This window comes from Polynucleobacter sp. GWA2_45_21 (assembly GCF_001830325.1).
GTDB lineage: Bacteria > Pseudomonadota > Gammaproteobacteria > Burkholderiales > Burkholderiaceae > Polynucleobacter.
On record NZ_MHZG01000004.1, the window covers coordinates 1 to 26,761 of the forward strand.

General features: G+C 44.3%; 30 protein-coding genes and 1 tRNA gene. 15 read left to right on the plus strand and 16 right to left on the minus strand.

Annotation, left to right across the window (positions count from 1 at the left end; genetic code table 11):
* Positions 1–366 precede the first annotated feature (366 nt).
* The gene (locus A2X74_RS06065) at positions 367–1,428 is read left to right on the plus strand and encodes an integrase (RefSeq protein WP_293625593.1); all 1,062 of its coding nucleotides are present in this window, start codon (positions 367–369) and stop codon (positions 1,426–1,428) included.
* Here the strand turns inward: A2X74_RS06065 and A2X74_RS06070 are convergent.
* The 7 genes from A2X74_RS06070 to A2X74_RS06100 all read right to left on the minus strand — a co-directional run bounded on the left by A2X74_RS06070 (position 1,425) and on the right by A2X74_RS06100 (position 6,025).
* The gene (locus tag A2X74_RS06070) at positions 1,425–1,973 is read right to left on the minus strand and encodes a hypothetical protein (RefSeq protein WP_293625592.1); all 549 of its coding nucleotides are present in this window, start codon (positions 1,971–1,973) and stop codon (positions 1,425–1,427) included. The two genes, A2X74_RS06065 and A2X74_RS06070, sit on opposite strands and share 4 nt — an antisense overlap.
* 46 nt (positions 1,974–2,019) lie before the next feature.
* Positions 2,020–2,733 carry an AAA family ATPase gene (locus A2X74_RS06075; protein WP_293625591.1) on the minus strand — a complete coding sequence of 238 codons (714 nt, stop codon included), beginning with the start codon at positions 2,731–2,733 and terminating at the stop codon, positions 2,020–2,022.
* A 75-nt stretch (positions 2,734–2,808) separates the two neighbouring features.
* On the minus strand, positions 2,809–3,585 hold the full coding sequence (locus A2X74_RS06080; RefSeq protein WP_293625589.1) for a hypothetical protein: 777 nt from the start codon (positions 3,583–3,585) through the stop codon (positions 2,809–2,811).
* A gap of 387 nt (positions 3,586–3,972) precedes the next feature.
* Positions 3,973–4,302, minus strand: a complete 330-nt coding sequence (locus A2X74_RS06085) for a hypothetical protein (RefSeq protein WP_293625587.1) — start codon at positions 4,300–4,302, stop codon at positions 3,973–3,975.
* Positions 4,280–4,570, minus strand: a complete 291-nt coding sequence (locus tag A2X74_RS06090) for a hypothetical protein (RefSeq protein WP_106228795.1) — start codon at positions 4,568–4,570, stop codon at positions 4,280–4,282. The genes A2X74_RS06085 and A2X74_RS06090 overlap by 23 nt, the downstream gene beginning before the upstream one ends.
* Positions 4,571–4,683: 113 nt before the next feature.
* Positions 4,684–5,250, minus strand: coding sequence for a site-specific integrase (locus tag A2X74_RS06095; RefSeq protein WP_293625578.1), 567 nt, complete (start codon positions 5,248–5,250; stop codon positions 4,684–4,686).
* A gap of 241 nt (positions 5,251–5,491) precedes the next feature.
* A complete protein-coding gene (locus A2X74_RS06100) occupies positions 5,492–6,025 on the minus strand; it encodes a hypothetical protein (protein WP_293625576.1) in 534 nt (177 codons plus the stop codon).
* A 342-nt stretch (positions 6,026–6,367) separates the two neighbouring features.
* Here A2X74_RS06100 and A2X74_RS06105 point away from each other — a divergent pair, with 342 nt between their 5' ends.
* From A2X74_RS06105 to A2X74_RS06115, 3 genes are all read left to right on the plus strand, one after another.
* Positions 6,368–6,808 carry a DUF6641 family protein gene (locus A2X74_RS06105; protein ID WP_293625574.1) on the plus strand — a complete coding sequence of 147 codons (441 nt, stop codon included), beginning with the start codon at positions 6,368–6,370 and terminating at the stop codon, positions 6,806–6,808.
* A gap of 70 nt (positions 6,809–6,878) precedes the next feature.
* A complete protein-coding gene (locus tag A2X74_RS06110) occupies positions 6,879–7,904 on the plus strand; it encodes a tyrosine-type recombinase/integrase (protein WP_293625572.1) in 1,026 nt (341 codons plus the stop codon).
* 71 nt (positions 7,905–7,975) lie between these two features.
* Complete coding sequence (locus A2X74_RS06115) at positions 7,976–8,122, plus strand: hypothetical protein (protein ID WP_216230602.1); 147 nt, start codon at positions 7,976–7,978, stop codon at positions 8,120–8,122.
* Between the two features lie 126 nt (positions 8,123–8,248).
* On the opposite strand, the gene A2X74_RS06120 is transcribed toward A2X74_RS06115, so the two are convergent.
* Genes A2X74_RS06120 through A2X74_RS06130 form a run of 3 tightly spaced genes read right to left on the minus strand, consistent with a single transcriptional unit; the run spans position 8,249 to position 10,399 of the window.
* Positions 8,249–8,758, minus strand: a complete 510-nt coding sequence (locus A2X74_RS06120) for an SRPBCC domain-containing protein (protein WP_216230601.1) — start codon at positions 8,756–8,758, stop codon at positions 8,249–8,251.
* 26 nt (positions 8,759–8,784) lie between these two features.
* Positions 8,785–9,939 (minus strand): MBL fold metallo-hydrolase, encoded by a 1,155-nt coding sequence (locus tag A2X74_RS06125; RefSeq protein ID WP_293625563.1) that lies wholly within the window; start codon positions 9,937–9,939, stop codon positions 8,785–8,787.
* A complete protein-coding gene (locus A2X74_RS06130; protein ID WP_293625561.1) occupies positions 9,932–10,399 on the minus strand; it encodes a hypothetical protein in 468 nt (155 codons plus the stop codon). The genes A2X74_RS06125 and A2X74_RS06130 overlap by 8 nt, the downstream gene beginning before the upstream one ends.
* Positions 10,400–10,603: 204 nt before the next feature.
* Between A2X74_RS06130 and A2X74_RS06135 the strand changes: the two genes are divergently transcribed.
* The 5 genes from A2X74_RS06135 to A2X74_RS06155 all read left to right on the plus strand — a co-directional run bounded on the left by A2X74_RS06135 (position 10,604) and on the right by A2X74_RS06155 (position 14,176).
* A complete protein-coding gene (locus A2X74_RS06135) occupies positions 10,604–10,984 on the plus strand; it encodes a hypothetical protein (protein ID WP_293625559.1) in 381 nt (126 codons plus the stop codon).
* A complete protein-coding gene (locus A2X74_RS06140) occupies positions 10,977–12,131 on the plus strand; it encodes an exonuclease domain-containing protein (RefSeq protein ID WP_293625557.1) in 1,155 nt (384 codons plus the stop codon). The genes A2X74_RS06135 and A2X74_RS06140 overlap by 8 nt, the downstream gene beginning before the upstream one ends.
* 113 nt (positions 12,132–12,244) lie before the next feature.
* A complete protein-coding gene (locus A2X74_RS06145) occupies positions 12,245–12,619 on the plus strand; it encodes a hypothetical protein (RefSeq protein ID WP_293625555.1) in 375 nt (124 codons plus the stop codon).
* Positions 12,620–12,804: 185 nt separating this feature from the next.
* Positions 12,805–13,497, plus strand: a complete 693-nt coding sequence (locus A2X74_RS06150; RefSeq protein ID WP_293625553.1) for a hypothetical protein — start codon at positions 12,805–12,807, stop codon at positions 13,495–13,497.
* Between the two features lies 1 nt (position 13,498).
* Positions 13,499–14,176 carry a hypothetical protein gene (locus A2X74_RS06155; RefSeq protein WP_293625551.1) on the plus strand — a complete coding sequence of 226 codons (678 nt, stop codon included), beginning with the start codon at positions 13,499–13,501 and terminating at the stop codon, positions 14,174–14,176.
* A 186-nt stretch (positions 14,177–14,362) separates the two neighbouring features.
* On the opposite strand, the gene A2X74_RS06160 is transcribed toward A2X74_RS06155, so the two are convergent.
* The 3 genes from A2X74_RS06160 to tsaE all read right to left on the minus strand — a co-directional run bounded on the left by A2X74_RS06160 (position 14,363) and on the right by tsaE (position 16,394).
* Positions 14,363–14,438, minus strand: a tRNA-Lys gene (locus A2X74_RS06160).
* Positions 14,439–14,523: 85 nt separating this feature from the next.
* The gene (locus A2X74_RS06165) at positions 14,524–15,861 is read right to left on the minus strand and encodes an N-acetylmuramoyl-L-alanine amidase (protein WP_363925336.1); all 1,338 of its coding nucleotides are present in this window, start codon (positions 15,859–15,861) and stop codon (positions 14,524–14,526) included.
* A gap of 2 nt (positions 15,862–15,863) precedes the next feature.
* A complete protein-coding gene (gene tsaE, locus A2X74_RS06170) occupies positions 15,864–16,394 on the minus strand; it encodes a tRNA (adenosine(37)-N6)-threonylcarbamoyltransferase complex ATPase subunit type 1 TsaE (protein ID WP_293625549.1) in 531 nt (176 codons plus the stop codon).
* Positions 16,395–16,437: 43 nt separating this feature from the next.
* On the opposite strand from tsaE, the gene queG reads away from it, so the two are divergent.
* Genes queG through A2X74_RS06185 form a run of 3 tightly spaced genes read left to right on the plus strand, consistent with a single transcriptional unit; the run spans position 16,438 to position 18,701 of the window.
* Positions 16,438–17,532 carry a tRNA epoxyqueuosine(34) reductase QueG gene (queG, locus tag A2X74_RS06175; RefSeq protein ID WP_293625547.1) on the plus strand — a complete coding sequence of 365 codons (1,095 nt, stop codon included), beginning with the start codon at positions 16,438–16,440 and terminating at the stop codon, positions 17,530–17,532.
* 42 nt (positions 17,533–17,574) lie between these two features.
* Positions 17,575–18,360 (plus strand): AzlC family ABC transporter permease, encoded by a 786-nt coding sequence (locus A2X74_RS06180; RefSeq protein ID WP_293625545.1) that lies wholly within the window; start codon positions 17,575–17,577, stop codon positions 18,358–18,360.
* The gene (locus tag A2X74_RS06185) at positions 18,360–18,701 is read left to right on the plus strand and encodes an AzlD domain-containing protein (RefSeq protein WP_293625543.1); all 342 of its coding nucleotides are present in this window, start codon (positions 18,360–18,362) and stop codon (positions 18,699–18,701) included. The genes A2X74_RS06180 and A2X74_RS06185 overlap by 1 nt, the downstream gene beginning before the upstream one ends.
* A 22-nt stretch (positions 18,702–18,723) precedes the next feature.
* Here A2X74_RS06185 and A2X74_RS06190 read toward each other — a convergent pair whose 3' ends face one another.
* Positions 18,724–21,810 carry an FAD-binding and (Fe-S)-binding domain-containing protein gene (locus A2X74_RS06190; protein ID WP_293625541.1) on the minus strand — a complete coding sequence of 1,029 codons (3,087 nt, stop codon included), beginning with the start codon at positions 21,808–21,810 and terminating at the stop codon, positions 18,724–18,726.
* The gene (locus A2X74_RS06195; protein ID WP_299764906.1) at positions 21,807–22,490 is read right to left on the minus strand and encodes a GntR family transcriptional regulator; all 684 of its coding nucleotides are present in this window, start codon (positions 22,488–22,490) and stop codon (positions 21,807–21,809) included. Before A2X74_RS06195 ends, A2X74_RS06190 begins: the two co-directional genes overlap by 4 nt.
* A 179-nt stretch (positions 22,491–22,669) precedes the next feature.
* On the opposite strand from A2X74_RS06195, the gene A2X74_RS06200 reads away from it, so the two are divergent.
* From A2X74_RS06200 to A2X74_RS06210, 3 genes are all read left to right on the plus strand, one after another.
* Positions 22,670–23,854 carry an aminotransferase class V-fold PLP-dependent enzyme gene (locus A2X74_RS06200; RefSeq protein ID WP_293625537.1) on the plus strand — a complete coding sequence of 395 codons (1,185 nt, stop codon included), beginning with the start codon at positions 22,670–22,672 and terminating at the stop codon, positions 23,852–23,854.
* Positions 23,855–23,980: 126 nt separating this feature from the next.
* On the plus strand, positions 23,981–24,388 hold the full coding sequence (locus A2X74_RS06205; RefSeq protein WP_216136151.1) for a heme-binding protein: 408 nt from the start codon (positions 23,981–23,983) through the stop codon (positions 24,386–24,388).
* Between the two features lie 6 nt (positions 24,389–24,394).
* Complete coding sequence (locus A2X74_RS06210; protein WP_293625534.1) at positions 24,395–25,813, plus strand: DEAD/DEAH box helicase; 1,419 nt, start codon at positions 24,395–24,397, stop codon at positions 25,811–25,813.
* Here the strand turns inward: A2X74_RS06210 and gluQRS are convergent.
* Positions 25,800–26,753 (minus strand): tRNA glutamyl-Q(34) synthetase GluQRS, encoded by a 954-nt coding sequence (gene gluQRS / locus A2X74_RS06215; protein ID WP_293625532.1) that lies wholly within the window; start codon positions 26,751–26,753, stop codon positions 25,800–25,802. The genes A2X74_RS06210 and gluQRS overlap by 14 nt on opposite strands.
* Positions 26,754–26,761 lie beyond the last annotated feature (8 nt).

Here is a 26,761-nt window from a genome sequence, read left to right on the forward strand (position 1 = left end):
TGGATCAGTTAAATAAAGACTTACGTTAAGCAGGTCGCTCAGTTTTGGGTGAGAGTTAGCGTACTCAGATTATTGAATTGATGGTCTGCTTTGGGTCGGAGTCTGCCTACCAGATATCCACACATGAAATGTCGGTTTACTCGACAAATTTTCCGATCGACCTTCCTGAAATCTGAAGTTAAGCTACAAGTGTCCCGAAACACGACACTTGAATTGCAAAATCTTAGCCAGCTTTTCTTCAAATCTAGTTCATCCCAATCTGCTGATGTAATTCGCCTCCACCGAGGCTTAGTAAGCATCTTTAAGCGATCAGGCAGTAATCAATGGCAATGTCGTTTTAAGTTGCCTAATGATCAATGGCATTCTATGAGCACGGGCCAGGCAGATCTTGAAGATGCTAAACAGTCGTCAATAGCGCTTTATGAGCAGACCATGGCTAAGATTAGTCAGGAATTAAGTCTCAAATCCAAGTCATTTAAGCAGTTAGCAGAAGAAGATCTCGCGGCAATGGACATTGCCAATAAAGAAGGCAATGGAAAGGCAATCTTTAAGGATTACAAGTTTGTCCTTAATAAATACCTCATCCCATTTTTCGGCAAATTTCAACTTAAGCAGATTACTCCCGAACTGGTTAAGGATTTTGAATCTTGGCGCTCATCACAGATGGGTAGAGATCCCCAGGCAAGTACAAAACGCACCCATGCTACGACCTATAACCGGATAGTCACTTTAGCTAGAGAGCAAAACCTCATTGCCGATAGTTATCGGGTGCCTTTATTGGATCCCCATGGCTCTCCCAGTCAAGCAAGGCCAGCGTTTAGCAGGGAAGAAATCGCTCAATTATTGGGCTATATGCCTAGCTGGGAAAAGGTCGGCAGATCATCCCGCACCAAGGAAATGAGGCAACTATGTCGCTCCTATGTAGAGTTCTTACTTTACACAGGTGCTAGGCCTGGAACGGAGCTCAAGCCCATGCGCTGGAAGCATCTGCAATGGCACTGGATTGGTGATCAGCGGTATCTCAAGGTCTGGCTTTCCGGTAAAACAGGCCCTCGGTATTTAATTGCCAAACATTCGGTAGTGGATTGCTTGGAAAGATTAATTGCTTGGCATCAATTGCCATATAAAGACCTTAATGAAGTCATTGAGGCCAGGTTAGATCGTCTGATATTTACTTTCCCAAGAGGGGTTCAGCCTTACAACTTTAATCCTCAGTTTGAGAATCTACTAAAGGAATGTAATTTGCTTAAAGATGTAGCGGGGCGCAATCGCAGTCTGTATAGCCTGCGTCATACCTATGCCACATTTGCGCTAGCTGAAGGTGTTGATATACACACCCTAGCTAGGCAAATGGGTACTTCTACATTAATGATAGAACGTCATTATTCAAAACTCACCCCAATGATGGCGGCAGCGAAGTTGGCTTAGATCTCAAACTTCCCGATATGCAATTCTTCACATAAAAGACTTTCAATATCCGCTCTTAGCTCAATCTGCTTTTGCCCATCAATAATGTCTGAAATGAGCTGGGGAAAATCATCGTTTGATATGTGCGTGGAATCGGATAATGCTTGATAACGAGCTCGGGATTTGGTATAGCAGTAAAGCGCCTCGTTAAATAAGGCTTCCATTTCATGAAGATCAAGCAGGGCGCTTAAAGCTGCGCGAATACATAAAGCTGAATTCTTACTCATGAGCCAATAGATGGAGCAATCCTTATCTGCTAGGCTAGTGGCTATAAATTCGATATGTTTTAGATTGCCGATGACCATATAGGAGCGATTTGGTCCGGTAAAGTTGAGATACCCATCTAAAATTTTGATGGCATCAAGCTCAGAATCAATTGTCCCAATTGGTTTTGAATGCCCGCGGATATAGATCTTCTGTGAAGATGAGCTAATCATCTGAAAGTATTCTTGATCTATGCCATGGTCTGGGGTGTCAAAAACAAAGACTGTTCTAGGGTAGCGCATATTAATTCCTTATAAGTACTAGCCGGGAGGGCTAGTACTGGGGTCGTCAAGCAGCCATCAAGGGGTTAATGGGTTCTGGGGTAGGTGCCACCTCAATAATTCCGCCAGGGTTGCTCGGGGGGTTACGAACAGATCTAACAAAGTCCTCAAGACGCTCTAAAAGCTTTCTATTGCTGGAGCTTACTTGCAATTGCGTGGTCAGTACTTTGAGTAATTGATCATCTGGCAGGGCGATGCCTTCTTGTTGCAAAATCCACTGCGCTCGGAAAAGCCAGTCTTTTGCTGTTACTGGAGGCACAGCCAAGCAATTACTACGATCACGCAAAGCAATGTCAACTTGATCGATGTAGTTCGTTGTAAAGATGAACTGGGTATGACCAATCATGTCATCGATCACATCTCTAAAAGCTATTGCTGCTTTGGGGGTGAAGTTAATTTCGTTAGAAATGATGTAGTTGCGTTTTTGATCATTGATCGTAAACACCTGATAAAACATAGTTTGATCACCAAACGCCTGCATGACATCGTTGATAGAGTTAAATTCCACTGCTTTAAGACGGGTAACTTCTGCCTTTTTACCTTCGATGGCATCAGGTAATAAATTGGCAATGGTAGTTTTGCCAGTACCAACCCCGCCGTGAAGGATGAGGGGTTTTAAGTCCCGATCATTGATGTAGTCAGATAGCCTATTTTTAAGGGTTTGACTTCCAATAACTACATCATCGAGAGTCTTAGGTGCATATTTGAGTGCGAAGCTCATGGTATTTCCTTTCTGATTGGGTAAAAGCAGGGGTGAGCCAGTAAGTGCTACACCCCTGTCAAGACTTGCAAAGGCTTAAGCCATTTCTTTGAAGAAGGCTTGATTGGCTGCTTCAGTAATCGCCGCTTGCGCTGCGAGTTCTGCCTGGGCTTTAACATGCTCCTCGACCTTGTTGAGCAATTCTTGCGCGATCTTGCGAATCGCTTGCTCAATCATGGCGCCAGACGAACCCGGAACAACGCTTAAGACCTGCGTTTGACCACTAGCTAGCATCTTGCCAATTAAGAGCGTGTATTCAGCAGAATCAGCTGGATGCGCTAAGGCAGTTTTTGGCACCAAACTCAACGGGTGTTGTAGTTGGTTAACTAATAATTGCTTAACCTCGGCAACCTTATTATCAAGCTGACTACGCTTTTTAATGGTCTCATCGGTAATGCCCTTAGTACTGGCTACTTCTTCAATACCGCCTACCTTGATTACCCATTCAGCGAAATTACCCACTGAAATCGACTCTTTAGCTGCTACTCGTAATGCACGGGAATAAGCAGAAGCGCGGCGGCGCTCAGCATTAAATACGTACTTTACGATCAAGGTCAGTACTGGGGTGCTGGTTTGTACCTTAATGCCACGTCCTTCTAGATTGGCTTTAATACCTTCTAAAACGACTTTCTCAGCAGAGCTGCCTTTAATTTCGTAATACATACCAAGGCAATCCGAGAGAAGGGCGTAAAGCGCCTTATTGGATTTATCGTAAAAGTCCCGTTGCCAGACTTGACGACGGTTTGCTAATGCATCTAGTTTTACCAAAGTGGCGTTAGCGATTTCTTGCTTTTGATTTGCTGTGATTCTCATGGTGTTGCTCCTTCAAGTTTTAAAAATACCAACACGTTTTAGCGAAAGTGCTGATGAAACTTTTTGTGTTGATGGAGTCACTGTATATTTTTGAGATTTTTCGAACAAATCACAGCGTTGTTTTATTTCCTTGACACAAAATTCCGAAAAATCAAAGCCCCATGAACAGGGGCTTGTAAGGTGTTTTTAACATTGAGAAAAAATCACTAAAAAACTTCGTTTGAAAATTTCATACAAAATTAACTATGAAATTATTGTGAAAATTTTCAGTGAAGTGTTTTCAATTTACTATTAATCTTAGGCGAAAACTTCGCTCTAAAAATAAAAAACCAGCCGGGTGATAGGCTGGTTGATCAGAGTCTAATTGCTGATTAGCTGCTTAGTTGATTACTTTTTTCCGTAGGCGGCATCGTGGTCTGGCTCAATTAATAACACTCTAAGAAAGTGATCCTCTCTAAAGCCGATCCCCCGAATTGATTTGCTAACCCGAAACGAGTAGAGTGCATCGATACCCTTTGGGGCGGGGATACTATGAATCTTTTCCCATTTGAGACCTTTGTCACGGTAAACCTGGTTCCAGGTCAGTTGCGTGATCTTCTCAAAAGTAGCAAAGGCCTTCTCTTGTTCGGCTAACTCCAATGTCTCCCAGGTAGATTGAAAGACCGGGCTATTGAGATCAAGCTCAACTAATGGCTCAGGCTTTACGTTTCGTGCCATGCGCTTTAGCCATTTTTAATTTAGAAAGATCAGTCGCTTTTGCCGGGGTTTTTTGTGCCCAAGCTAGAGCAGCCGATAAGTCCTTTTTAACGGCAGGCGTATGCATCCAACGTTCATTATCAGGAATAACCGTGGCTGTACGAATCACCCAAACCCCTGGCTCAGGCGTTTCTACTAGTACTTGACGTCCTGCATGCTCTTTACCAAGCGAAATTTGTCCGCTTGATCCAATCGACTTAATAACCTGGTGATCTATGACTGCGCCCATGGCATTCTCCTATATTCATGCTGCATGATTGCATTATAGCATGATTTTTATGCAATCGGACTGACATTTCACCATGGCACAACCCTGGGCAAAGTCTTTGAGTCCGAACTCACTTAGATCAGTTCAACGGCCTGTCTCTTTTGCTCATCATTGACATCGATGTACCTTTGAGTCACCGCAATGGATCGATGACCAGCTAATGAGGCTAAGATTCGCACGCCAATGCCTTTATTAGCCAAGGTGGTGATAAAGAACTTCCTTCCAGAGTGGCTGCTACCACCACTGATGCCCACATTCTTATACAGCTGGTGAAACCAAACGCATAAGCCATTTGGGCTAAAGCGTAAGCGGTGATCTGTGTGAAAAAAGGGGATATCAGCGCCTTTGGCGTGTCTTGTTGTGAGGTAGTTGGCTAACTCCACCTGCAAACGCTGCGAAACAAAGACGGTTCTGGGATATTTGCCCTTGGTCTGGGCGGCTGAGAGGCGAATCTCATTTTTAATGGTGCCATCGGGGTTCACTACATCACCCATCGTTAAAGAGGCTATTTCGGCTACGCGAAGGCCTCCGAGAAAACTGGTAAGAATGATTGCGCGATCACGCAAGGCATATTTTTTGGTGCTGACGTAGTCTAGAACAATATCAAGTTCTGCTTGAGATAAGGTTTTTGCTTGTGCCATTTGTTTTTCCTGTCATAAATAAAATGTGCGTTTTAAGTATGTTTCCTTAACGGGAAAAGGTCGACCTCAGTTTGTTTGCTAACTGTCGTGTAACAGGACAAAAAGATCTTCCAAGAATCAATGACTTACAAATCGGGTTAAGAATATAGTTATTTTCTTAACCCGTATTTGCTTATAAGTATTTAGCAATCTTCATTAAGATCTGTCGTCTTTAGACGACGACCTTAGCTAATGCTTCAAATTACTGGATAGCGTATTTTTGTAAGTTCTCAAGTGCTTGCTTATGCCCACCGACAAATACGCCGTTTGTAGACGGTTTTTGAGGGGAATTTAGCTCTGATTGCGTTGTGGCTATCAGTGCTGGGGTGGGTTTGCCGGGAATTCTGGCAATACAGCTGCGGATTGGCAATTCCCAGTAATCATTTATTCCGTGCTCTGAATCTTTAATTTCAATATAAATTCTGCTGTAGTTCATATCCAAAGACGCATATCCCTCAATAGGGCTTTTTGAGCCATTCTCGTAGCGGTAGATCCAACTCATCAATACTCCATCCTCATTAGCTGGGATATTGCTTAAGCGTCCTGCCATTTCCACATGCACTGGACTCTTTGGAAAGTGAAACCAGGCTTCAACTTCCTCAAAATCTACTAAATACTTGGCATAAGGATTGGGGATCTCTAATGTGCCGTTATAGATGGCCTTGCGATATTGACCTTTGCCGAAGGTTGTTCCGTACATCTTGTTTTCCCATAAGCGGGCTGTGATTTCTTTCATTTTTAATCTCCTTGAATATTGAAAGGAGTCGCGGTGTTGCTTGAGATGCAAGGAGTAGCAGAGACAAAAGATAGTTGCTGTTGCTTGAGTTGCTGTTCAGAGCTACTCATTTGCCCCCAATACAGCAACTAACTGCATCTCTTACTGCAACTTATTTCTTCTTCGCATCTCAATGCAACTCATTACGCGACTCGTAAATATTTAGCCCTTGTTAATAAAAACCATATTTTTTATGTCCAAAATGAGCCGATTTGCTCGTGATCTAAAAAGAGGTCGACCTTAAAAAGCTCTGAAATTAACCTGTATATAGGCAATCACGCCATTGATCACAAGGAGATGCATATGAGTCAATTAAGTAGCCTCAACCTAGTAGCAGTCAAAAAGCCGATGCACCAACCAGCCATTGTTATTCGTAGGAATAAGTTATCTAGTCATTTGTGGGAGCAGATTCAATTAGCAAAAGGGCAGTTATCGGGAACCCCATTTGTATTAATGAAGTTCCGTAGCATTAAGGATGCTCACACAGGGGTGCGTAAGCAAGTGGAGGTTCCCAAGAGGATCAAGCCTTGGTGGTTTCAGACGGAGGAGGGCAAAGTATGCGTGTCCATTAAATATGGAGCGCGAATACTTGAGTTAGCAAAAGGCAAACCCAGTATTCAAGTTGATAGTGCAGAAGATTTAATTAAGGCACTTGAAGCGGTTAAGGTTGCAGTAGAAGCAGGTGATTTAGATGCACAAATTGAAAATGCTAGTGACTTATTAAGAGCTGGATTTCGTAGGTAAGCTGGGGGATCTCAAATTCAAGGTGGCGCCTATTGCTGAGTAATCCAACTTTACTTTAATAAGGAAAACTATGCGAGCAGTTGTAATAAAACCCCATCCAATCGTCTTTGACAAAGTTGAAAGATTAATTAATGTCAATGGTATGAATTTTGAAGAAGAGTTTATTGCTAAGGTTATTGGCGAGCATTTAGCAAGGCAAAAAAGTGGCAAGCTACCCACGATTACAGATGCTTTTGAAATCTATATGCATGAAGCTAAATCTTCTCATCGCCCAACATTTGTGAAGCATGCTAACTACCATTTTCGTAGCTTTAAAGAGTTCTTTGGTGATTTAACATTAGAAGAGCTCAAGCATTGGCATATTACGGAATATAGAGATTACCAACTTAACAGAGGCATAAGCCCTACGAGCGTTCGTAAACACAACAATACTTTGAACGCTATGCTCAATGTCGCATTTAAACATTTAGATATAGATAGGCTAAGTCCTTTTAGGGCATTAAAAATTAGAGGTGAGGGTGAAACAAAGCGTTCTATGCCAATCATTACCACTCAGTTAATACAGCAAGTAAAAGAGCATTTGTTAAAAAACTCGACTGCACATAAGCTGGTGGCACTGATACAGCTCAATACGGGATTTAGGTTGAGCGAACCTTTGTTTGCGAGATTGGAAGATTGTGTCTTGGATCATGATATTCCGCACTTGTGGATTAGGCGAAATGTCCTAAGCGACAGAAAGACCAAATCCAGTATTAGAGCCGTGCCGCTATGCGGCGTGTCACTAGATGCTGCAAAAGAGCTATATAAGATTGCAAAAATGAAAAACAGCGACTGGTTTGTGCCGCATTACGCAAGAGATAATGGAAATTCTAGTTGCTCCCAAATTATTAAGAAAACACTTAAACAATTTGACTTTAAGAGTCATATGTTTAGGCATGCCATTATTGACAGAATGAAGGCTCGTAATGACATACCTACACGTCTAGCAGAAAGCATTACAGGGCATAGTAGTGGCGGGAGTGAATTTAATATGTATGGGACTGTTGGCTACACACTGGAGCAAAAGAGGGATGTAATTTTGAAGGTATTAATTTAAGCATAAGGGCGTCTAGTTGCTAGAGGCCCTTATGCATACTGCTTTACGGTTAAGAAAAGCTAAATATCTATATGAAAAGATATAAGGCAACCGTCAATGCAGCAGGGATGTGGGTAGAAACGATTTTGTACGCCCAAAATCAAGCCCAGGCATACAAGTTGTTTCAAGCTATCTTTGGCGCTAAAAACGTGCCACATCAACCCTTGCAGATTGGTTAACTATGAGATTCGATGAAATAGCACCCATAAAGCCCCTAAGCCCAGAACAAGCCAGACTTAAATCAATGAAGGATCGAGTAAAGCGAGATCAAGAGGCTATAAAGGCTGAGCGGGCTAGACAAAAGATCAAGGCTGGGCAGGCGGAGTTGAGTTTGATTTCGAAACCTGGTCTTGCAAACTAATGGCTAGTTGTTTTAGAGTTGTGAGGTTATTGATCCACTTTGTGTAGTAACCACGATTCCAAAGCCAGCTTACTACGTTCATATCTTTAAAATGAGCATCTACTGTCAGTTCCGTTCCATTTTGAAATGGCCTTAAGTTAAATATTATGGTTTCAGCAAGCGAGGAGGATGATGGGTAAAGTTGCTTAGTCAGGGCGGTAGTCGCTATCAATTTCTGACATTTGACAACTAGAATATAGACGTAGGTACTATGGACTTCTCTACCATTAATGATTGATGAAATGGTTGTGTGTCCACATGCTGAGACATTCATTTCAACAACTCTACCTTGGTGTGGTGATATCCACCACCATTTTGAAAGCAATTGTGGTTCAGTAAGGAATCTCCAAACCACATTTGGGGTGGCACTTATTTGTATTGTTTCTTTTAGGTGCGGTAATTTATTTTCTGTCATTTTGTATGGCTATCGATTGCTTAACTCTATGCTTCTTGATCATCTGGGTAATGTGCTGGTTCAGCAGGGCCCCAACCAGTTCGAGGGGGTGCTTTATGGCTATGGCGAAGATGCTTTCCTTCTGTTTTGACTAACTTCCCCCCTCTATGAATTATTGCGCGAATGACTGATTTCCTGGGATGGTTAGCATCTTTCTTTGCTGCACTCACGACTGCCGTAAATTGCTCTTCTCCGGGTAGAGGTTTATTTTTTAGTATGGGCCCAAGAATCTCATCAAGAATTTCTGACGAAACATTTCTTCTGGATCCATGGTGAGGAACTTGAAAAAAATTGATTCCAGGAAATTGAATTCCAATTGTTGTTGCATAGTTAATTGAACTTCTCAGCGCTGCTTTTCCTGCATCACCAGTTAATAAAACTTTTCTTCCATGTAAATTCGCATACTGAACAATGCTCATTTCATTCTCTGGGCTAGTCTCTTCTTGAGATAGGTTCTCGTCACCCCATGCTGACTTGATAAATTCAACTGTTTTTGAATAAATTTCACCAAGAGTGGAGAGTGGTGATGTCATAAAGCTGTTGAGTGTAGTCTGAGGTAAGGGTATAGGGTATGGCAATGTAGTAAGCCCCGCCCTCTGAATATTCTCAGCTATGTTTTTTGCGTCTGGAGTTTTTGGTGAATCTACAATTAGATCGAGGTAAGCCTTTTTTGATGGCGATAAAACTATAAATTCACCAATTTTTTTTCCTTGAAAGGGCTCTCTGATTTCAATTCCATTTTCGATCGCAATTTTTTCAAGAGCATCAATATTTGAATAAATTTCTCGCAATTTTTTTTGCAAGCTTTCAACGGACGCATACCTGCTGAAGCGATGAATAATTTCATGGGCATAGTCCCATGGTTTAAGCATCCAAAGGGTGCCAACTTCATATTCTTCAAGAATTTTTCTTAATCCGCCAGCATGGTCTTGATCATTGTGTGTGAGAACTACATGATTGATATGAATTGGGTCATCATAATGCTCATTAATATGGGTAACGAGAATATTCCCTGTATCCTGAAACCCACCGTCTACAACATGAATATACGTTGCTCCATTAAGTTTATATCTTAGGCAAATTGCATCACCACTCTTATCTGAATCAACATCCAAAATATCTATCTCATAAAAATCATCCATTTTTACCCTCATGTTTTTCTGATTGTTTGGATGGCTCAATTCCCCATACTGATTGACCTATAGACTCAATTTTTGATAGTGTTTTATCTACATTTAAGCCGGCCAAAAAGGCTAATAGCCAAATCCCAAGCTGATGTAGCTCCCCTTGATTTGCATTTAAGAAAAGGAGCCCTGACTTTATTAATAGATAGCTTATGCCCCCTAAGGCAAGACTTAAAAATGGCCTTATGAGATACCAAGGCGCCCAGTCAGAATCCCATTTCTTGCGAACGCATGCATTGAGGTAGACCCCTCGCAAACAATAGATGGTGCCGCCAAGACCCCCAAAGAGGATGCTTAGCAGTATGTTTTTAAGTGCAACTGGTACAGCGTCGGGATGACAAAAGCTCAGATAAAATAGTGCAAACGTTACAAGTCCAAGCTCAATAAGTAATAAAACAGAAATAATCCACTTGCTCATAAAAACCTCAAAATGTTCTTTTTTTTATAAAGATACCTGAGATATCAATTCTTTCAAGAGCTTTTTGGAAAATAAGTGCAAATTGCTATGCTAGCGTCGCGAAACCGGGTTCCTAGCGTCCCATGTATATCTTTTCCTAGGCATGCGGGAGCAAATCCCTATAGAAATTTGAATAAGTTCGCCAGGCTGATAAGATTGGAAATTATGAGAATTTATCGCAATATTTCCGAGTCCAAACGGCAAACCACTGATTACGATGTTTTATGGAATGGTGAGGACCAAGGATTAATAACATCTTGGGAAACCGGAAGGGATAAGGCAAAGTCAGACCCAGAATTGGCTGCAAGAGCTAAAAATGGTGAATTAGTTATGTTGGGTTGGAAGGGTGGCGTGGGTAAGCCCCTCAAAACTAAGAATAAATATGGTGGTCTGCTTTATGTGGCTATGTGGCAGGGTCTTCGTGGGGAAAATCTGGATATAGATCTAGAGAGTGAAATACGAATGATATGCACACGAACAGGTGTGCCTGTTACCTATACCTCTAACGTTAAATTACTTTGCGCTTCTGAGGAGTCCGATGACTAAGGTATTAGTGCTTGATACAGAGACTAGCGGAGTTTCTAGCTCGGACGAGCCCATTGAAATAGCTGCAGCTTTATATGAAGTAGATTCGACCGGCAATTTAGTTGCAAAGCTAGATACTTACAGCGGTAGGCGTGAGCCAACGGTCCCGATTAGTTTTATGGCGCAAAAGGTTCATAAAATCTCTAAAGCAGACCTTGCTGGTCGGGATTTCGATCACGAGAAAGTTGCGGTTTTACTATCTAATGCTGATGTTATTGTTGCGCACAACGCTGATTTTGATAGTCGAATGCTTCAGCCGCTTTACCCTGGAATCAAGGATAAATCCTGGCGCTGCACCATCAACCAATGGCCTTGGCCATTTGCATCGGGGAAATCTTTATCTTCGGTTGCGTCGGCATTAGATATCCCACAAATTAATGCCCATTCAGCAGAAGGAGATGTAGATACATTAAGTGCTTGTCTTTTCCATTCCACAGGCAATGGAAATTACCTTAAAAATCTTTTGACCGCAAACGATTACGTATTTAAAAACACATCTGAAAATGCCTATCAGAGAGCCGCAAGTAGCCTTACGCCTAAGGTAAGTGAGGCCTGCAAGAGCTTATTAGATATTGTTGGTGCCGTAATCTCGGATAGGCATTTACATGATTCTGAAATCATGTTTGTTAATGACTGGATTAAGGCGAATCCTACAGTTTCAACTTCGTGGCCTGGGAGTGTGATTGCGCAGCAACTTAAGCAAATACTTTCCGATAGAATAGTTTCAGAAAATGAGCGCAGCTCTTTGTTGAATAGTCTGAGTGCAATTACTGCGGGCGCTCTTGCTAAAGTCTCGCAGGTTGCTGAGGAGATCGATTTTCATCCAGACGAGCTAGATGTAATTGAATTTGCATCCCATACCTTTTGTTTAAGTGGAAATTTTCTATTGGGCGATAAGGATAAGTGTGCCAATGAGATCTCCAAGAGGGGTGGTTTGATACTGGCTGGTGTCACTAAAAAGTTAAATTACTTGGTAGTGGGCGGCTTAGGCAGCGATCAATGGAAGCATGGTAATTTTGGCGCTAAAGTCGAGAAAGCTATTCAATATCGCTCCGATGGCATTCCCATAAAGATAGTTCACGAAGAATCTTTGGTGAAATTTCTATAACAAGTGTCTCGAAACAGGACACTTGTTAGTTATAAAACCCTCTAGATCAGGGCTAGACAGTTATCAATCACGTAACTAAACTGAGCCAGCCCTTCAGTTGCCAAAGGCTTTTAATGAAATACTCTGTATTCCTGGGATTACTGCTAGCGGCTGGACTAGTCAATGCCGCCAGTTATGACTGTACAGCTACGAGAAAGCTGGACTTTGAGAATGTCTACCAGCCAGCTCAAATGGAAAAGTACAAGTTTTCCTTCAGAATCCACGATTCAGACAAACCCAAAGTCGATAGATGCAGTATTAAACCCAACGACAATAAAGTCACTTGTGATTCCTACGATATTGATAGGGTAGAAGTAGATAAGCATGTGGGATACAAGAAGTTCTACTTATTTAGAAGTCAGTACGACATTCAACTCTTTCCAGACTTGAGGTTTGTTGAAAACAACGGTCGTGGTGGAATTGCTTTTGGGACTTGTAAATTACTATGATGAATGAATACTCTGGGGTAGGCTTTTTCTTGTTTGGGATCTTCTGTGCTTATTGGGCGCAGACAACCAATCGCAATGCTTGGCTTTGGTTCTTTATGGGATTCTTCTTTGCCCCAATAACTGGGTTGGTATTGCTTTATAAGAATTCGTCGAAGAATGGTTGATTTTTTCTTGGAGCCATGTCTGTGACTGATGCCAATGTTTCTGTGTCATCTTTGGAGGCTGTTTCTGCAGTTGACTCAATTCAATCAAGAGTTATTTCAAGTCTATCAATTACACATTTTTTATCTGCAGCATCTTTTTCAAGAAAAGTTGGCCAGTTAGAGACTGACCATGTTGGTGAAGTGTTTGGGGATTTCTTTGAGGAAATACAGTCTTTTTCTATTGCTACGATATTTTCGTTGGTAGCCGCTTTGGAGGCTTACGCTAACGAGCTATTTGTTCTATATAAAGACGTTATATTCCCCGATTTACGAATTGATGTTGTTGCTAAGCTGTGGGAGTTGTACGAAAAAAAGCCAACTGTTGAGAAGTATGACTTGGCATTATTCCTTGCAAATAAACCTGCCTTAGAAAAAGGCGGTCGACCTTATCAAGATATTGATGCGCTAATTAAACTCAGAAATGGTTTTGTTCATTACAGACCAGAGTGGTCTGATGAGCAAGTAGAGCATCGAAAAATTTCTGTAGCTATATCTGGTAAAGCAATTGGCAGTTCGTTTTATCCAACGGAAACACCTTTATTTCCAAGAGCGTGGTCTAGTCATAAAACCTTATTGTGGGCTCTAAATAATTCGATTGAATTTGTGGAGAAATTTGAATCGCAAATGGGGATTTCTAGCAATCTTTTACCTTTTAAAGATCGGTTAAGGGGTTGATATGTTGAAGTATTTGAAAACATGCCCCATAGAAGCTAATTTAATTGCCTTGATAGCGTTGGTAATCCTTGGAATTAAGGTTATTTTCTTAAATTCTATTCCTGCATCAAGTCAGCTGATATATGATTTTGGTGTAGTTTTCGATGCAATTTTGATTTCAGTTTTAGCTAGTTTTATTTTTTATTTCTTTGTAGTTCATCTCAAAGCAGTATCAGATAGAAAAACTATCTGGCCATATGTTGGGAGGCATTCCAATTCGATAACTGGATCTTGCCTTGGGCAATTGTCGGAAATAAGCAAGGCTTCCAGTGTTGCTCTCACATTGAAAAACTTGAACGTCGAAGACGTTAGCTTAGCATTTGCAAAAATTCACCCCTACTCAGAGGCACCATTGCGCATAGGTTATCCTGGTGTTGCAGCAAATTGGATTCAATACTTTGAATATCACAATCGAAGAAGTAGAGTTGCAATTGGAAGGGTATTAGGGCAACTCATATATTTGGAGCCGAAGCATGTAAGCCTTATTAATGCTATAGATGATTGTGCTCACTTCATGGTTATCGATGGCTTTGGTAGCCATCAAGTCTCCAATACTGATCTTACCGCTTGGTCAAGTTCGTTTTGCGACTACTGCATTTTTTGTCGAGAGCTTGATGATTATTTAAAGAAGTTTGATTAATCATGATTGTCGGCTTACCCGACAAACTGTCGCGTTTCGAGACGCTCGCGGTCCATGAGTCTCACCCAGCGTAGATCATCCCCACTTGAAACGTCCATTCAGTTCCGCATTGTTCCAAGCAGTGACCATGACATTTCAAATAGCCAAAAGAAAAGGGACCACATTGCTGTGATCCCTTTGTATTACTGGTGGGTCGGGCGAGATTCGAACTCGCGACCAACGGATTAAAAGTCCGCTGCTCTACCGACTGAGCTACCGACCCAGTAAGACAGAAATTATAGCAAGAACTTGGTTTGGCTTCCCCGGTTTTCGGGTGTTGCCCTGTATGCCTTGTACTTACAAGTGCGCTAGGCGTTAGCGCGTCTGGCAACAGGTGGATTTTTGGAGAAATAGTCCTTAATTCCTCTCAAAATTGCCTCAGCAATGCGGTCTTGATAAGCGTCATCATTGAGGCGAGCCTCTTCTTGAGGGTTGCTGATAAAGGCTGTCTCAACCAGGATTGAGGGGATATCAGGCGCTCTGAGGACGGCAAAGCTGGCTTGCTCCACCTTGTTTTTATGTAGCGGAGCAAATCCACCAATTTGCTTCAAGATCGACTGGCCCACTTGAAGCGAGTCTTTGATTTGGGCGGTGGTCGACATATCTAGTAATAAGTTAGCAACCTGCTTATCTTGCGTCTTGATATTGATGCCGCCAATTAAATCCGAGGCATTTTCTTTGTTGGCCATCCAGCGTGCAGTAGTGCTACTGGCACCCATTTGGGATAGGGCAAAAACGGAAGCGCCTTTGGCTCTGGGCTCGATAAATGCATCTGCATGAATCGAGACAAATAAATCCGCCTCCACTCGACGTGCTTTTTGCACTCGCGTATGTAGTGGCACAAAGTAGTCACCATCTCTAGTAAGAAAAGGGCGCATGTACGCATCATTATCAATTTTGTCGCGCAAGCGTTTCGCAATAGAAAGAACAACATTTTTTTCTTTGGATCCCATCGCGCCAATTGCGCCTGGATCCTCTCCACCATGGCCTGCATCGATGGCAACGGTAATGAGGCGCTTGTGTTTTGCTGGAGCTGCAGGTTGTTTTACATCTGGAATGGCTTGAGCTACCGGGGCTTTTGGAGCTTCTTTTTCTTTCTGGCTAGCAAATTGCGCAATCAAATCGATTTCTTCATTAGCTTTTTCTAGTGCACTTTCTTTGCGGGCACTACTCCTAACTAATTCCATTAAAGGATCTGGCGGTGTCGCTGGATAGAGATCGAGAACCATACGGTATTGATATTCCGCAATGGGATCTAGCGTAAAGAGTTGAGGTTTAACTGGTTCTTTGAGGTCAAATACCAAACGCACCATGCCAGGTTGAAATTGCCCCACACGAATTTGTGAAACGTAGGGATCGTTAGGTTTGACCTTGGCTACCAGGTCTTTCAGGGTGGAGTTAAATTCCATGCCCTGAACATCAACTACCAAGCGATCGGGATTGGTGAGTAATTGTTGGGTGATAGGTAGTGCTTTATCGGATTCGAGCGTGATCCGCGTGTAATCTTCTGCTGGCCAAATGCGTACGCCCAATATCTTAGCGCCCCAAGCAATCTCCGCCTCGCCAAAAAAGAGAATAAAACCCAGCATCTTTGCTGAAGTTTTGAGATGCTTTCTTCTGGAGGAATTGAGGGGTAACTTACTCATCTCTATTGGGCGTGTAATTTCTCTATGGCAGCAATCCCGTGTTCGGAGTTTGCTTTGAGCTCAATTTGTCTTGCATTCTCATCTTCGCCGGCGCTGAGATGAATTTCAATATCAAAAGCAGGTAGGGTGTCCTCAGCTTTCCCTGGCCACTCTACCAAGCAGAATCCAGGCTCATCAAAATGTTCTGCAAAGCCAGCTTCTTGCCACTCTAGTGGATCTCTCATGCGATAAAGATCAAAGTGATGAGCTGTAATGCTTGCTGCTGACGATGGATTGCCACTGTTGAGTTCAATGGGGTAGGGTTCGCACAAGGTATAGGTCGGGCTCTTCACTCGTCCTGAATATCCAAGGGCTTGTATCAGGTGACGAGCAAAGGTGGTTTTGCCGGCTCCAAGATCGCCTTCTAGAGAGATATTGAGGTGAATACTTTGATCTGCCTGAAATAGGTGGCTGAGGCTGGAGGCAAGTTTTTGTGCCAAGGCGATCGTATCCGCTTCTTGCCTACAATGTTGAGTAAATGAATTCTGAGCCATTTGCCTAGTTTATTCAATTATTAAGATACATTCTGTATTACGTATGACTTCTTCCCAAATACCGAACGCTGTTGATCAGATCCATCTTCGTGAATGGCTTAATGAGCAGTCTCGTCAGTTGGGTTTTGATGGCTTGCGCATCACTGATACCCATCTTGGATCGGCCACAGAGAGGCTGCGTGAGTGGTTAGATCAAGGGCGTCATGGCCAGATGGAGTACATGGCTAAACATGCTGATTTACGCTCTGATCCCGGCATGCTGGTTCCAGGTACTGTTAGGGTCATTTGCGTCACGATGAACTACCTATCTCCTGAAATAGACTTTGACCATGAGTGGCAGCGTTTAGCTGAGCCGACCCAGGCAGTTGTATCCATGTACGCCCGTGGGCGCGACTATCACAAGGTGATGCGCAATCGTTTGCAGGAGTTTGCGCAAATCATCGAAAAGAAAATTGGCTCATTTGGTTATCGCGTATTTACCGACTCAGCACCATTAATGGAGGTGGAGTTGGCTCGTAAGGCAGGCTTAGGTTGGCGAGGTAAACATACCTTGCTACTTAATCGTGAATCTGGGTCCACATTCTTTTTAGGTGAAATCTTGGTAGATGTTCCGTTGCCAGTTGACCAAGAAGAAGATTCACATTGTGGTACTTGCCAATCTTGTATTGATATATGTCCCACACAAGCCATTACAGCACCATACCAATTAGATGCACGCCGATGCATTTCTTATTTAACGATTGAAAATCCAGATGCCATTCCGGTGGAATTTCGTAGAGCGATGGGCAATCGTGTTTACGGATGTGACGACTGTCAGCTGATTTGCCCTTGGAATAAATTTGCAAAGCGTACAGCCTTGCCTGATTTTGCTGAACGACATGGTCTCGGAAAGGCTAGTCTCTTGCAGCTTTGGTCTTGGACTGAGGAAGAATTCGAAAAACGTCATGAGGGCAGTGCCATCCGCCGTATCGGCTACTCTCGCTGGCGCAGAAACCTAGCCGTTGCGATGGGGAATGCCTTGGCTGATGGCGAGGTATCGGAGATTGATCAGCGCTCCCTCAGGGAGGCTTTATTGGCTGGCCTACCAAGCTCAGATGACTTGGTAGCTGAGCATATTCAGTGGGCCCTGGATGCCTAGTCACTTTGAAAGCTTGCGCCCCATCTCACTTACAATGATTTCATGTCATTAGCCGATAAACCCTATATAGACCCTAGCGAAATTGCTCTAGAGGGTTCGGGTGTACAGCGCTTTAAAGATTCCAGTCATGCTTTTTGGTCTGGCATTCGGGATGCTGCAGGCGCTCCTGCTATGGTCTTGTTTGCAGGCATGGTGGGTTTTGGTGCGATGGGCAAAACGAACGGCATGGATGTCTGGTTTACCAGTGCCACTAGTTTTTTGATGTTTGCATTGCCTGGTCAGGTGGTATTGCTAGAGATGGCAATAACGGGATCTTCTGTATTAGCTATTGCACTGGCAGTGACTTTGACTTCCACGCGCTTTATCACGATGACCGTGACACTTTTTCCTCAGTTTCATGAAAAAGATCGTAACCATGGCCTCTACGCTTCGGTTCATCTGCTAGCAATGACTGCATGGGCCATCTCCATGCGTGAGTTTCAGACTATTGAGGCCAAACATCGATTGAGTTATTTCATAGGGCTTGGTTTGCTGTGTTGGCTAATCTCAGTGCCCGGAACTATTTTGGGTTACTACTTGGCTGGTATGGTTCCGCCGGCGATTACCCTTGGCCTAGTTTTTATTAACCCTTTATTCTTTTTGCTGACATTTACCGAGGTAAAGGTCTGGATTAATCGAATTGCCATTGGCCTGGGATTTGTACTAGGCCCATTTTTCTTTATCTTGGATCGCGATACCAGCTTGCTGACGACTGGTTTAGTCGCTGGAACTGCTGCCTATTTATTTGATCGCAAAGTATTGCGTAAGAAAGCAGGGGTCATAGGTTAATGAATACTGCTCTTCAAGGCTGGGGTTTATGGATTGCCTTAGCTGGTGCGACTCTTGGAACCTATTTTTGCCGTGCCATTGGTGTTTTGCTCGCCAAAAAAATTAACCAAGAGAGCGAAATCTTTCGTTGGCTTGCCGCGGTAACTTATGCCATGGTTGCAGCTTTAGTAGTCAGAATGGTCTTGATGCCAATTGGCCTATTAGCAACGGTGCCATTATGGATTCGGATTCTGATTTGTCTTCTCAGTCTTGGTGTGATGGTTTCTAAGCCAGCACACCGCCTCGTTCCAGCCCTATTGACTGGAACGCTTCTGATGCTAGCTTACGGCGTCATACGCTAAGTGAATCATTCAGCCGTTTAATTCAAAGATGGGCTGCCAAAATTTTGGCAATATGTACCGCGTCTCTTTGTGTGCCATCGGCAATCTGGTGGCGACAGCTTGTCCCATCTGCAACAACCCAACTATCTGGCGCCTTCCGTATCGCTGGCAATAGGCTTGCTTCAGCCATTTGCTTTGATACCTCAATATGCTCTGATTCATAACCAAAGCTACCTGCCATACCGCAGCATGATGATTCAATCAGTTTAGGTTCGGCATTCGGAATTAGCTTCAAGAGCTCTATCGCTGGTGTTACAGCCGCAAATGATTTTTGATGGCAATGACCATGAAATAAGACTGGACGGGATGCTGGTTTTAATTGAAGTTGAAGTTTTCCACTCTTTACTTCTTTAGCTAAAAATTCTTCTAAGAGTTGCACATGTTTGCTTACAGTCACTGCACGCTCACCAAATCCCATGACTAAAGCCTCATCCTTTAAGGTGAACAGGCAAGAAGGCTCTAGACCAATGATGGGAATATTTTTTTCTGCAAATGGCGCAAGATGATTTACCAACTCATCTAAGCTAGCTTTGGCTTTGTCGACCATGCCAGCGGCTAGGTAGGTACGGCCACAGCAAAATTCCTTGGAGCACGTATTTGGTGTGGAGTCTAATTTTTCCTTAGCCAAGCTCTTCTGCGGAATATGGACGCGATATCCAGCGGCCTTGAGTACAGCGAGCGCTGCTTGCAGATTTTCATCTTCAAAATAGGCATTGAAGGTATCTGCCAACAGTACAACGCCTTTATGGCCATTGACATCATCTTGACTGAGTTCGGCCGGGGTAAATTGATAAGGTGTAATTGCATTCTGATTACTCCAGAATGTTTTTGCTTTCCAGATCGGCAAACTTCTTTGAGCAGAGATGCCCATGATCCATTCTTGCAATTGAGCAATCGGCGCAATATGGTTACGTAGATTGAGGAGCGCAGGCAAGCCAGGAATGCTGCTAATCATTGGTGCATATTTTGGTAGATAGGCAACGGCTAGATCTCGTAATGAGTGCCCAACCCGTTTTTTGTAAGCCGACAAAAACTCAATCTTCATCTTCGCCATATCGACGCCAGTAGGGCATTCACGGCGGCAGGCCTTGCAGCTGACACAGAGCTCCATCACCTCCTTAATAGCGTCGCTACCAAGGGGTGAGCTTTCATCTTTGATGTCCAGTTGATTGGAGAGTGCGAGACGTAAGGTATTGGCGCGACCACGGGTGAGATGCTTTTCATCACGCGTCACGCGATAACTTGGGCACATTACTTCCGCATCAAATTTACGGCAGTGACCATTGTTATTGCACATCTCTACTGCTTTGGCTAAGCCCATTGCTGGGTCGCCGCCAGTACCCGGTGCGCTGGTCTCTTCAGTGACAGGATTATTTTGTACGTTCCAGGCAGACCAATCTAAAGCGGGCTGAAGTGGAATGACCTTATAGCTTGGTGGGAAGCGGAAATTACTCGCATCATCCATCTTCGGTGGGTCAATAATCTTGCCAGGATTAAATAATCCATTCGGATCAAACTCATGCTTAATTTCTGCAAGTGCTTCGGTAATCTTAGGGCCAAATTGCCAGGAGATCCATTCACCACGGCAGAGTCCATCGCCGTGCTCGCCACTATATGCACCTTTGTATTTGCGAACTAATGCAGATGCTTCTTCAGCAACGGCACGCATTTTTTGTGCGCCATCACGGCGCATGTCTAAGATGGGGCGTACGTGGAGCGTGCCTACTGAAGCATGTGCATACCAAGTGCCTCGTGAACCATATTTAGAAAATACATCTGTGAGCGCTTGTGTATATTCAGCAAGACTCTCGAGCGGGACTGCGCAGTCTTCAATGAAGCTCACTGGCTTACCATCACCTTTAAGGCTCATCATGATGTTTAAGCCGGCCTTACGTACTTCCCATAAATTCTTTTGCAAGCCAGCATCAGGCATAGCAACTACTGAGCCTGGCAGACCTAGGTCACTCATCAGGCCCTGTAAAGACTTTAGTTTCTCAAGCAAGGGTGCGTGCGCTTCACCAGAGAACTCCACCAATAGGATTGCTTCAGGAGTGGGGCCGCTAGCATCAATGAGAGCGGTCTCAATGGTTTTCTTAAAGCTAGGGTTGTGACGCGCTAAATCAATCATGGTGCGATCGACTAATTCAACTGCAGTGGGCCCAAGCTTGACGATATGCTGCGCGCTATCCATTGCTTTGAAGAAGCTTGCAAAGTTTACTACTCCAAGCACTTTGTGTTGTGGCAAGGGCGCCAATTTCAATTCAAGTGATTTGAAATACGCCAAAGTGCCTTCGCTACCCACCAACAGGTGTGCCAAATTCACACTGCCATCTTGTGTATAGGGGCGCTCGCTTTGTGGATGAAAGACATCCAAGTTGTATCCGGCAACACGGCGCAATACTTTGGGGAAGTGCGCTTCGATTTCAGGTTGGAGTTTATTAGCCAAACCTTTTACAAAGTCACCGAGTTGTTTTGCTACGCCAGAGCTATTGGCGTAATTTCCAAAGCTTGCTACTTGCCCATTGGCTAACCAAGCATCAATACCCAAAACGTTATGCACCATGTTTCCATAGGCAATAGAGCGACTGCCGCAAGAGTTGTTACCAGCCATGCCGCCTATTGTTGCTTGTGCAGCGGTAGAGACGTCTACTGGGTACCAGAGGCCATGGGGTTTGAGTGCAGCATTGAGGTGATCTAAAACAATGCCAGGCTCAACTACTGCAGTTGCCTTTTCTGGATCAGCATGCAAGAGTTTGCGAAAGTATTTCGTATTGTCGATTACTAATGCTGTGCCGGTAGTCTGTCCGCACTGACTGGTGCCGCCTCCACGAGGCAAAACTGGTACACCTAAATCAGCTGCAATCTGAATAGCTGTCGCAATATCTTCAGCAGTTTTGGGAACAAAGACGGCGACAGGCATAGCTTGGTAGATAGATGCATCAGTTGCATAACGTCCACGACTAGCCATATCGGTCATGACTTCGCCAGAGGTTTCTTGCCTTAGGCGCTTGGCTAACTCTGCCTTGTTAGCAACGAATTCTGGAAGTGGTAAATCGAGTGGCTTGTTCATGCTGCAACTTTCTGTTTGGATTCTGAGTCAACTAATTGGATTACTACATCACGTTTATTCATGACGTGCTGCATCATGACTTTGCGCATGCGTGCGCTATCGCGAGCTTTTAATGCGTCCAGCATCTCTTGATGTTCGCCCACTGCTTTCTCCCATTTCACGCCATCTTGATTGGAGCGAAAGCGCAGTGCCTCAATACGGGCATTGACTTGGGTAAAGAGCTGACTTAAGACGGGATTATTTGCCGCTTGATTAATGGCCTGGTGAATCTTGAGATTGAGTTGGTAGTAGCTCGAGAGATCTCTGCGAGCATACGAGGCCATCATTTCATATTGGAGTGCTTCAAGTTCAATGAGAGCTTGATCGCTAATGTTTTGTGCTGCTAGTTCGCCAGAGTAGCCCTCTAAGTTCGCAATCACATCAAAGGTGTGAAGGATGTCATCCCGCGTGAGTTGTACTGCAATCGCTCCGCGGTTGGCAATCAGCTCAACTAAGCCGTCGGCAGCCAAACGTCGAATTGCCTCGCGAATAGGGGTGCGTGACACATTGAGCTGTTCTGCTAACTCACGCTCATTCAATTTGCTCCCCGGCGTAATGGCGCCCTCTACCAATAAAGCTCGCAGCTTTTGGAAGGTGACCTCGTGTAAGTTTTGGGTATTTGGGGGTGCAGTGAGCATCATTTGAAATGCCTTAATTTTGTATACATATTTACTATAACCTATCAATAGCTTAAAATAACGCTATAAATTGCTTATTTTTTACTTATTTGAAAAATATTTTGCATACAAAATTGTAAATTACTAAAAAGTGACTTACACTGGCCAGCAAGATTAACAACAAAAACCAAGCGAGACTCAGCATGCTAAAACTAGATAACCACCTCTCAGGGCGTCATTTTTTACATATTCCTGGCCCAAGCCCAGTGCCATCCCGGATCCTGCGGGCAATTAGCTATCAAACGATTGATCACCGTGGACCCGAATTCGGTGAATTTGGTCTCAAGGTTCTAGAGGGTATTAAGAAGATTTTTAAGACTGAGCAACCAGTCATTATTTATTCCGCCTCAGGAACAGGTTCATGGGAAGGGGCTTTGGTTAATGTCCTCAATCCTGGTGACAAGGTACTGTTTTATGAAACCGGTCAGTTCGCTAATTTGTGGCGCGCTTTGGGTAAGCGTCTTGGTTTGGATGTTGAGGTGGTGACTAAGCCTGGTCAAGATACTTGGCGTTGGGGTGTTGACGCCTCTGTCATTGAAGAACGTTTACGTAAAGACACTGGTCATGAAATCAAGGCAGTTTGTGTAGTCCATAACGAAACCTCTACGGGTGTAACTTCCAATATTGCCGCAGTTCGTAAGGCAATTGATTCTCTCAAGCACCCAGCACTGCTGTTGGTGGATAGCGTTTCTGGCTTGGGCTCTGCAGACTACGAGCACGACAAATGGGGTGCGGACGTTACCGTGTCTGGCTCACAAAAAGGTTTAATGCTGCCTCCTGGCATTGGCTTTAATGCCTTGTCAGCACGCGCAATTGAAGTCAGTAAAACGAACAAGATGTCTAAGGCCTATTGGGCTTGGGATGAGATCTTGGAGTCCAATAAATCAGGCTACTGGCCAACTACGCCTAGTACCAATTTGATGTATGGCTTGCATGAGGCTTTGGACATGATGATGGCTGAAGGCTTAGACAATATCTTTGCTCGCCACCAGCGTCTTGCTGCTGCTTGCCGTGAAGCGGTGAATGCTTGGGGCTTAGAAGTCCAGTGTCAGGATAAAGATTGCTACTCGCCAGTACTCACTTGTATTGCTACACCAGAAGGTATGGATGCGGATGTTCTGCGTAAGCATGCTCTGGAGAAATTCAATTTATCCCTGGGTACGGGCCTTGGAAAAATCAAAGGCAAGGCCTTCCGTATTGGTCATTTGGGTGATTGCAATGAGCTCAGCTTGATGGCTGCGCTCAGTGGAGTAGAGATGAGTTTGGGCGCGATGGGCTATAAGCCCAAGGCAAGCGGTGTTGTTGCTGCCCAAGAATTTCTAAAATAATCAGTAAGTTGGGTGTGAATGGGGTGTCGGCTGGTGAATCTATCGGCTAACATCCCTTATAATTCAAGTACTTATATAGATAGTACTTTCATCAAATAAAACATATTCGAGACAGAAAGATTTCACATGTTGGCAACTAAACCGTATTTAACCCAGGCTGATGTTCAAAAGATTTTGACTGCGGCTGATCAGCATGCAGCTAAAAATAACTGGGCAGTGACTATCGCTGTTTGTGATGATGGCGGACATGTATTGGGATTAACTCGTCGTGATGGTTGTGCTCCTGTTTCTGCCTATATCGCTCAAGAAAAAGCACGCACTGCTGCAATGGGTAAACGTGAGAGCCGTGTCTACGAAGAAATTATTAATAACGGACGTATTTCCTTTTTATCTGCCCCACATATTTCGGGCATGTTGGAAGGTGGCGTCAATATCGAGGTAAATGGGTTTACCATCGGCGCAGTCGGCGTTTCCGGCGTTAAATCGACTGAGGATGCCGAAACCGCGAAGGCCGGCATTGCAGCCATTCTGTAAGTTACCTTGACAAATACTGTTCCTGAAATAAATTCCCCTACCGGTGCTACTGAGAGTAGCGCCACCCCAGCAACAATTACCTTTGCTGACTTTGGCTTAGATCCAAAGATTCAAAAAGCGGTATCTGAGCAGGGTTACAACACCCCAACTCCGATTCAAGCGCAATCTATTCCGCACGTTTTGGCGGGAAGCGATTTGATGGGCGCAGCCCAAACCGGTACTGGTAAGACGGCTGCTTTTGTGTTGCCGATCATCCAAAAGATTCTGCGTCACGCAAGCAGCAGCGCTTCGCCGGCTCGTCACCCAATTCGTGCGCTGGTGCTAACGCCGACACGTGAGTTAGCTGTGCAGGTTGCCGAGAATGCAGCAAGCTATTCCAAGCACACTGATTTGCGTGCTGCCGTGGTGTACGGTGGCGTGGATATGAAAGAGCAAGTTGCCACATTGCGTGGTGGCGTAGAGATTTTGATTGCCACCCCGGGACGCTTGCTAGATCACATTGGCTCTAAAGTTGCCAATCTCTCCCAAGTAGAAATTTTGGTATTAGATGAAGCCGATCGCATGTTGGATATGGGCTTCTTGCCAGACTTACAACGCATTATTGATTTGATTCCAGCGCAGCGCCAAACGCTTTTGTTTTCGGCAACGTTCTCACCTGAGATTAAGAAGTTAGCGCAAAGTTATTTGCGTACACCTGTCACTGTTGAGGTGGCTCGTCAGAATGCTGCAGCAGATACCGTCAAGCAAGTAGTGCATATGGTGTCCAGTGCTGACAAGCAACGCGCGATTGTGAAAGTCCTTGAGGCGCGCACTCGTCAAGGTTTATCTCGTCAGTGCATCATCTTTACTAACAGTCGTTTAGGTTGCGCTCGATTAGCCCGTTCTTTGGAGCGCGATGGTATTAAAGCGGGTGCTATTCATGGTGATAAGAGTCAGGGTGAACGTACCCTCACTTTAGATGCATTTAAATCTGGCGCAATCGAGGCTTTGGTTGCAACAGATGTGGCTGCACGTGGTTTGGATATTCCTTCAATGCCTTGCGTTATTAATCATGAGTTGCCATTTAATGCGGAAGACTTTATTCACCGCATTGGTCGTACGGGTCGCGCAGGCAGTAAGGGCGATGCGATTGCATTGGTCGATGCTAGCGAAAAACGCTTACTCGACGATATTGAAAAGTTGATGAAACGCAAGTTGGACGTCCAGCCGCTACCCGAAGGTAATCCTAGCTACACTCCTAGCAGAAGCTCATCTAGATCAGAGGCACCGGCCAAAATGTCGGACCCATTTTTCTATAAGCCTTATGAGCCTAGCGCTGCTACTAAGTCATCATCAGAGGCTAGCAATCCTGAAGAGAAAAAAGTGGGTATTACGCCTGCAAGACCGGCTGTTGGTGCTTTGCTCGGTGGCTTTAAGAAGAAGTAATTTTTCTATTCCAAGCCTGGGTGGCAGCTAAAAGCCACTCAGCAATCGAAGTATCTTTTCCACTCGGAAGATCCCTCAATCCTAAGTGCTCTCCAGCTTTACGTAATTCTCGTAAAGCCTGTTGAGCATTCTCAGTATGAATAGCACTCGCCAAAGTTTGCTTGCTGAGTTTTTCACCATGCTCATCGAGCACCAGTGGCAGATGCAAGTAGCTTGGTGTTGGGTATCCCAAAATACTTTGCAGATGTATTTGTCGTGCTGTGTTGTTAAGTAAATCTGCACCACGCACAATATGAGTGATGCCTTGCTCTGCATCGTTTACCACTACGGCAAGTTGATAGGTGAATATGCCATCCCGACGACGCAATACAAAATCCCCTACCTCTCGATTGAGATCTTGAATTTGCTTGCCTAGGGCTAGATCTTCAAAATGAATATTGAGATCTGGGGGAAGGGCAAGTCTCCAGGCCACTTCAGTGGCGAAGATGCCTTCATCTTCATTTTGGGGTATTTGTTCGGGGCGGCAACTACCTGGGTAGACCATTTCTTGATTGCGAGGCGTGACTTCGCCACGAGCCTCTAGAGCGCTTGCAATGCTTTGCCTAGAGCAGGTGCAGGGATAGACGGTTTGGAGCTCATTTAAGCGCTTTAGAGCCTTTTTATAGCGATCTTGGTGCTTTGATTGCCATGTTGGCTCCTCGTCCCAGCTAAGGCCGCAGGCAAGCAATTGGCGTAGGATTTCTTGATCTGCCCCCGGAATGCAGCGGGGGGTATCTAAATCCTCAATTCTGATGAGCCATTTCCCTTGATTTTGTCGGGCATCTAACCAGCTCCCCAGGGCAGCAACCAAGGATCCCGCATGAAGCGGGCCGGTAGGCGAGGGGGCAAAGCGCCCGCGATAGCCGTCGGCTGGGGATGAGGGGTTTTTGAGGTTCAGCACAGCTAAAA

Excerpts from the sequence above, each read along its gene's own strand:
- A2X74_RS06110 (WP_293625572.1), top strand. The coding sequence starts at position 6,879 with ATGCGAGCAGTTGTAATAAAACCCCATCCAATCGTCTTTGACAAAGTT.
- A2X74_RS06125 (WP_293625563.1), bottom strand. The coding sequence starts at position 9,939 with ATGGATGATTTTTATGAGATAGATATTTTGGATGTTGATTCAGATAAG.
- A2X74_RS06090 (WP_106228795.1), bottom strand. The coding sequence starts at position 4,570 with ATGGGCGCAGTCATAGATCACCAGGTTATTAAGTCGATTGGATCAAGC.
- A2X74_RS06105 (WP_293625574.1), top strand. The coding sequence starts at position 6,368 with ATGAGTCAATTAAGTAGCCTCAACCTAGTAGCAGTCAAAAAGCCGATG.
- A2X74_RS06145 (WP_293625555.1), top strand. The coding sequence starts at position 12,245 with ATGAAATACTCTGTATTCCTGGGATTACTGCTAGCGGCTGGACTAGTC.
- A2X74_RS06195 (WP_299764906.1), bottom strand. The coding sequence starts at position 22,490 with ATGATGCTCACTGCACCCCCAAATACCCAAAACTTACACGAGGTCACC.
- tsaE (WP_293625549.1), bottom strand. The coding sequence starts at position 16,394 with ATGGCTCAGAATTCATTTACTCAACATTGTAGGCAAGAAGCGGATACG.
- A2X74_RS06180 (WP_293625545.1), top strand. The coding sequence starts at position 17,575 with ATGTCATTAGCCGATAAACCCTATATAGACCCTAGCGAAATTGCTCTA.
- queG (WP_293625547.1), top strand. The coding sequence starts at position 16,438 with ATGACTTCTTCCCAAATACCGAACGCTGTTGATCAGATCCATCTTCGT.
- A2X74_RS06100 (WP_293625576.1), bottom strand. The coding sequence starts at position 6,025 with ATGAAAGAAATCACAGCCCGCTTATGGGAAAACAAGATGTACGGAACA.
- A2X74_RS06120 (WP_216230601.1), bottom strand. The coding sequence starts at position 8,758 with ATGACAGAAAATAAATTACCGCACCTAAAAGAAACAATACAAATAAGT.
- A2X74_RS06095 (WP_293625578.1), bottom strand. The coding sequence starts at position 5,250 with ATGGCACAAGCAAAAACCTTATCTCAAGCAGAACTTGATATTGTTCTA.
- A2X74_RS06205 (WP_216136151.1), top strand. The coding sequence starts at position 23,981 with ATGTTGGCAACTAAACCGTATTTAACCCAGGCTGATGTTCAAAAGATT.
- A2X74_RS06115 (WP_216230602.1), top strand. The coding sequence starts at position 7,976 with ATGAAAAGATATAAGGCAACCGTCAATGCAGCAGGGATGTGGGTAGAA.
- A2X74_RS06185 (WP_293625543.1), top strand. The coding sequence starts at position 18,360 with ATGAATACTGCTCTTCAAGGCTGGGGTTTATGGATTGCCTTAGCTGGT.
- A2X74_RS06155 (WP_293625551.1), top strand. The coding sequence starts at position 13,499 with ATGTTGAAGTATTTGAAAACATGCCCCATAGAAGCTAATTTAATTGCC.
- A2X74_RS06085 (WP_293625587.1), bottom strand. The coding sequence starts at position 4,302 with ATGGCACGAAACGTAAAGCCTGAGCCATTAGTTGAGCTTGATCTCAAT.
- A2X74_RS06190 (WP_293625541.1), bottom strand. The coding sequence starts at position 21,810 with ATGAACAAGCCACTCGATTTACCACTTCCAGAATTCGTTGCTAACAAG.
- A2X74_RS06130 (WP_293625561.1), bottom strand. The coding sequence starts at position 10,399 with ATGAGCAAGTGGATTATTTCTGTTTTATTACTTATTGAGCTTGGACTT.
- A2X74_RS06200 (WP_293625537.1), top strand. The coding sequence starts at position 22,670 with ATGCTAAAACTAGATAACCACCTCTCAGGGCGTCATTTTTTACATATT.
- A2X74_RS06080 (WP_293625589.1), bottom strand. The coding sequence starts at position 3,585 with ATGAGAATCACAGCAAATCAAAAGCAAGAAATCGCTAACGCCACTTTG.
- A2X74_RS06065 (WP_293625593.1), top strand. The coding sequence starts at position 367 with ATGAGCACGGGCCAGGCAGATCTTGAAGATGCTAAACAGTCGTCAATA.
- A2X74_RS06140 (WP_293625557.1), top strand. The coding sequence starts at position 10,977 with ATGACTAAGGTATTAGTGCTTGATACAGAGACTAGCGGAGTTTCTAGC.
- A2X74_RS06165 (WP_363925336.1), bottom strand. The coding sequence starts at position 15,861 with ATGAGTAAGTTACCCCTCAATTCCTCCAGAAGAAAGCATCTCAAAACT.
- A2X74_RS06075 (WP_293625591.1), bottom strand. The coding sequence starts at position 2,733 with ATGAGCTTCGCACTCAAATATGCACCTAAGACTCTCGATGATGTAGTT.
- A2X74_RS06070 (WP_293625592.1), bottom strand. The coding sequence starts at position 1,973 with ATGCGCTACCCTAGAACAGTCTTTGTTTTTGACACCCCAGACCATGGC.
- A2X74_RS06135 (WP_293625559.1), top strand. The coding sequence starts at position 10,604 with ATGAGAATTTATCGCAATATTTCCGAGTCCAAACGGCAAACCACTGAT.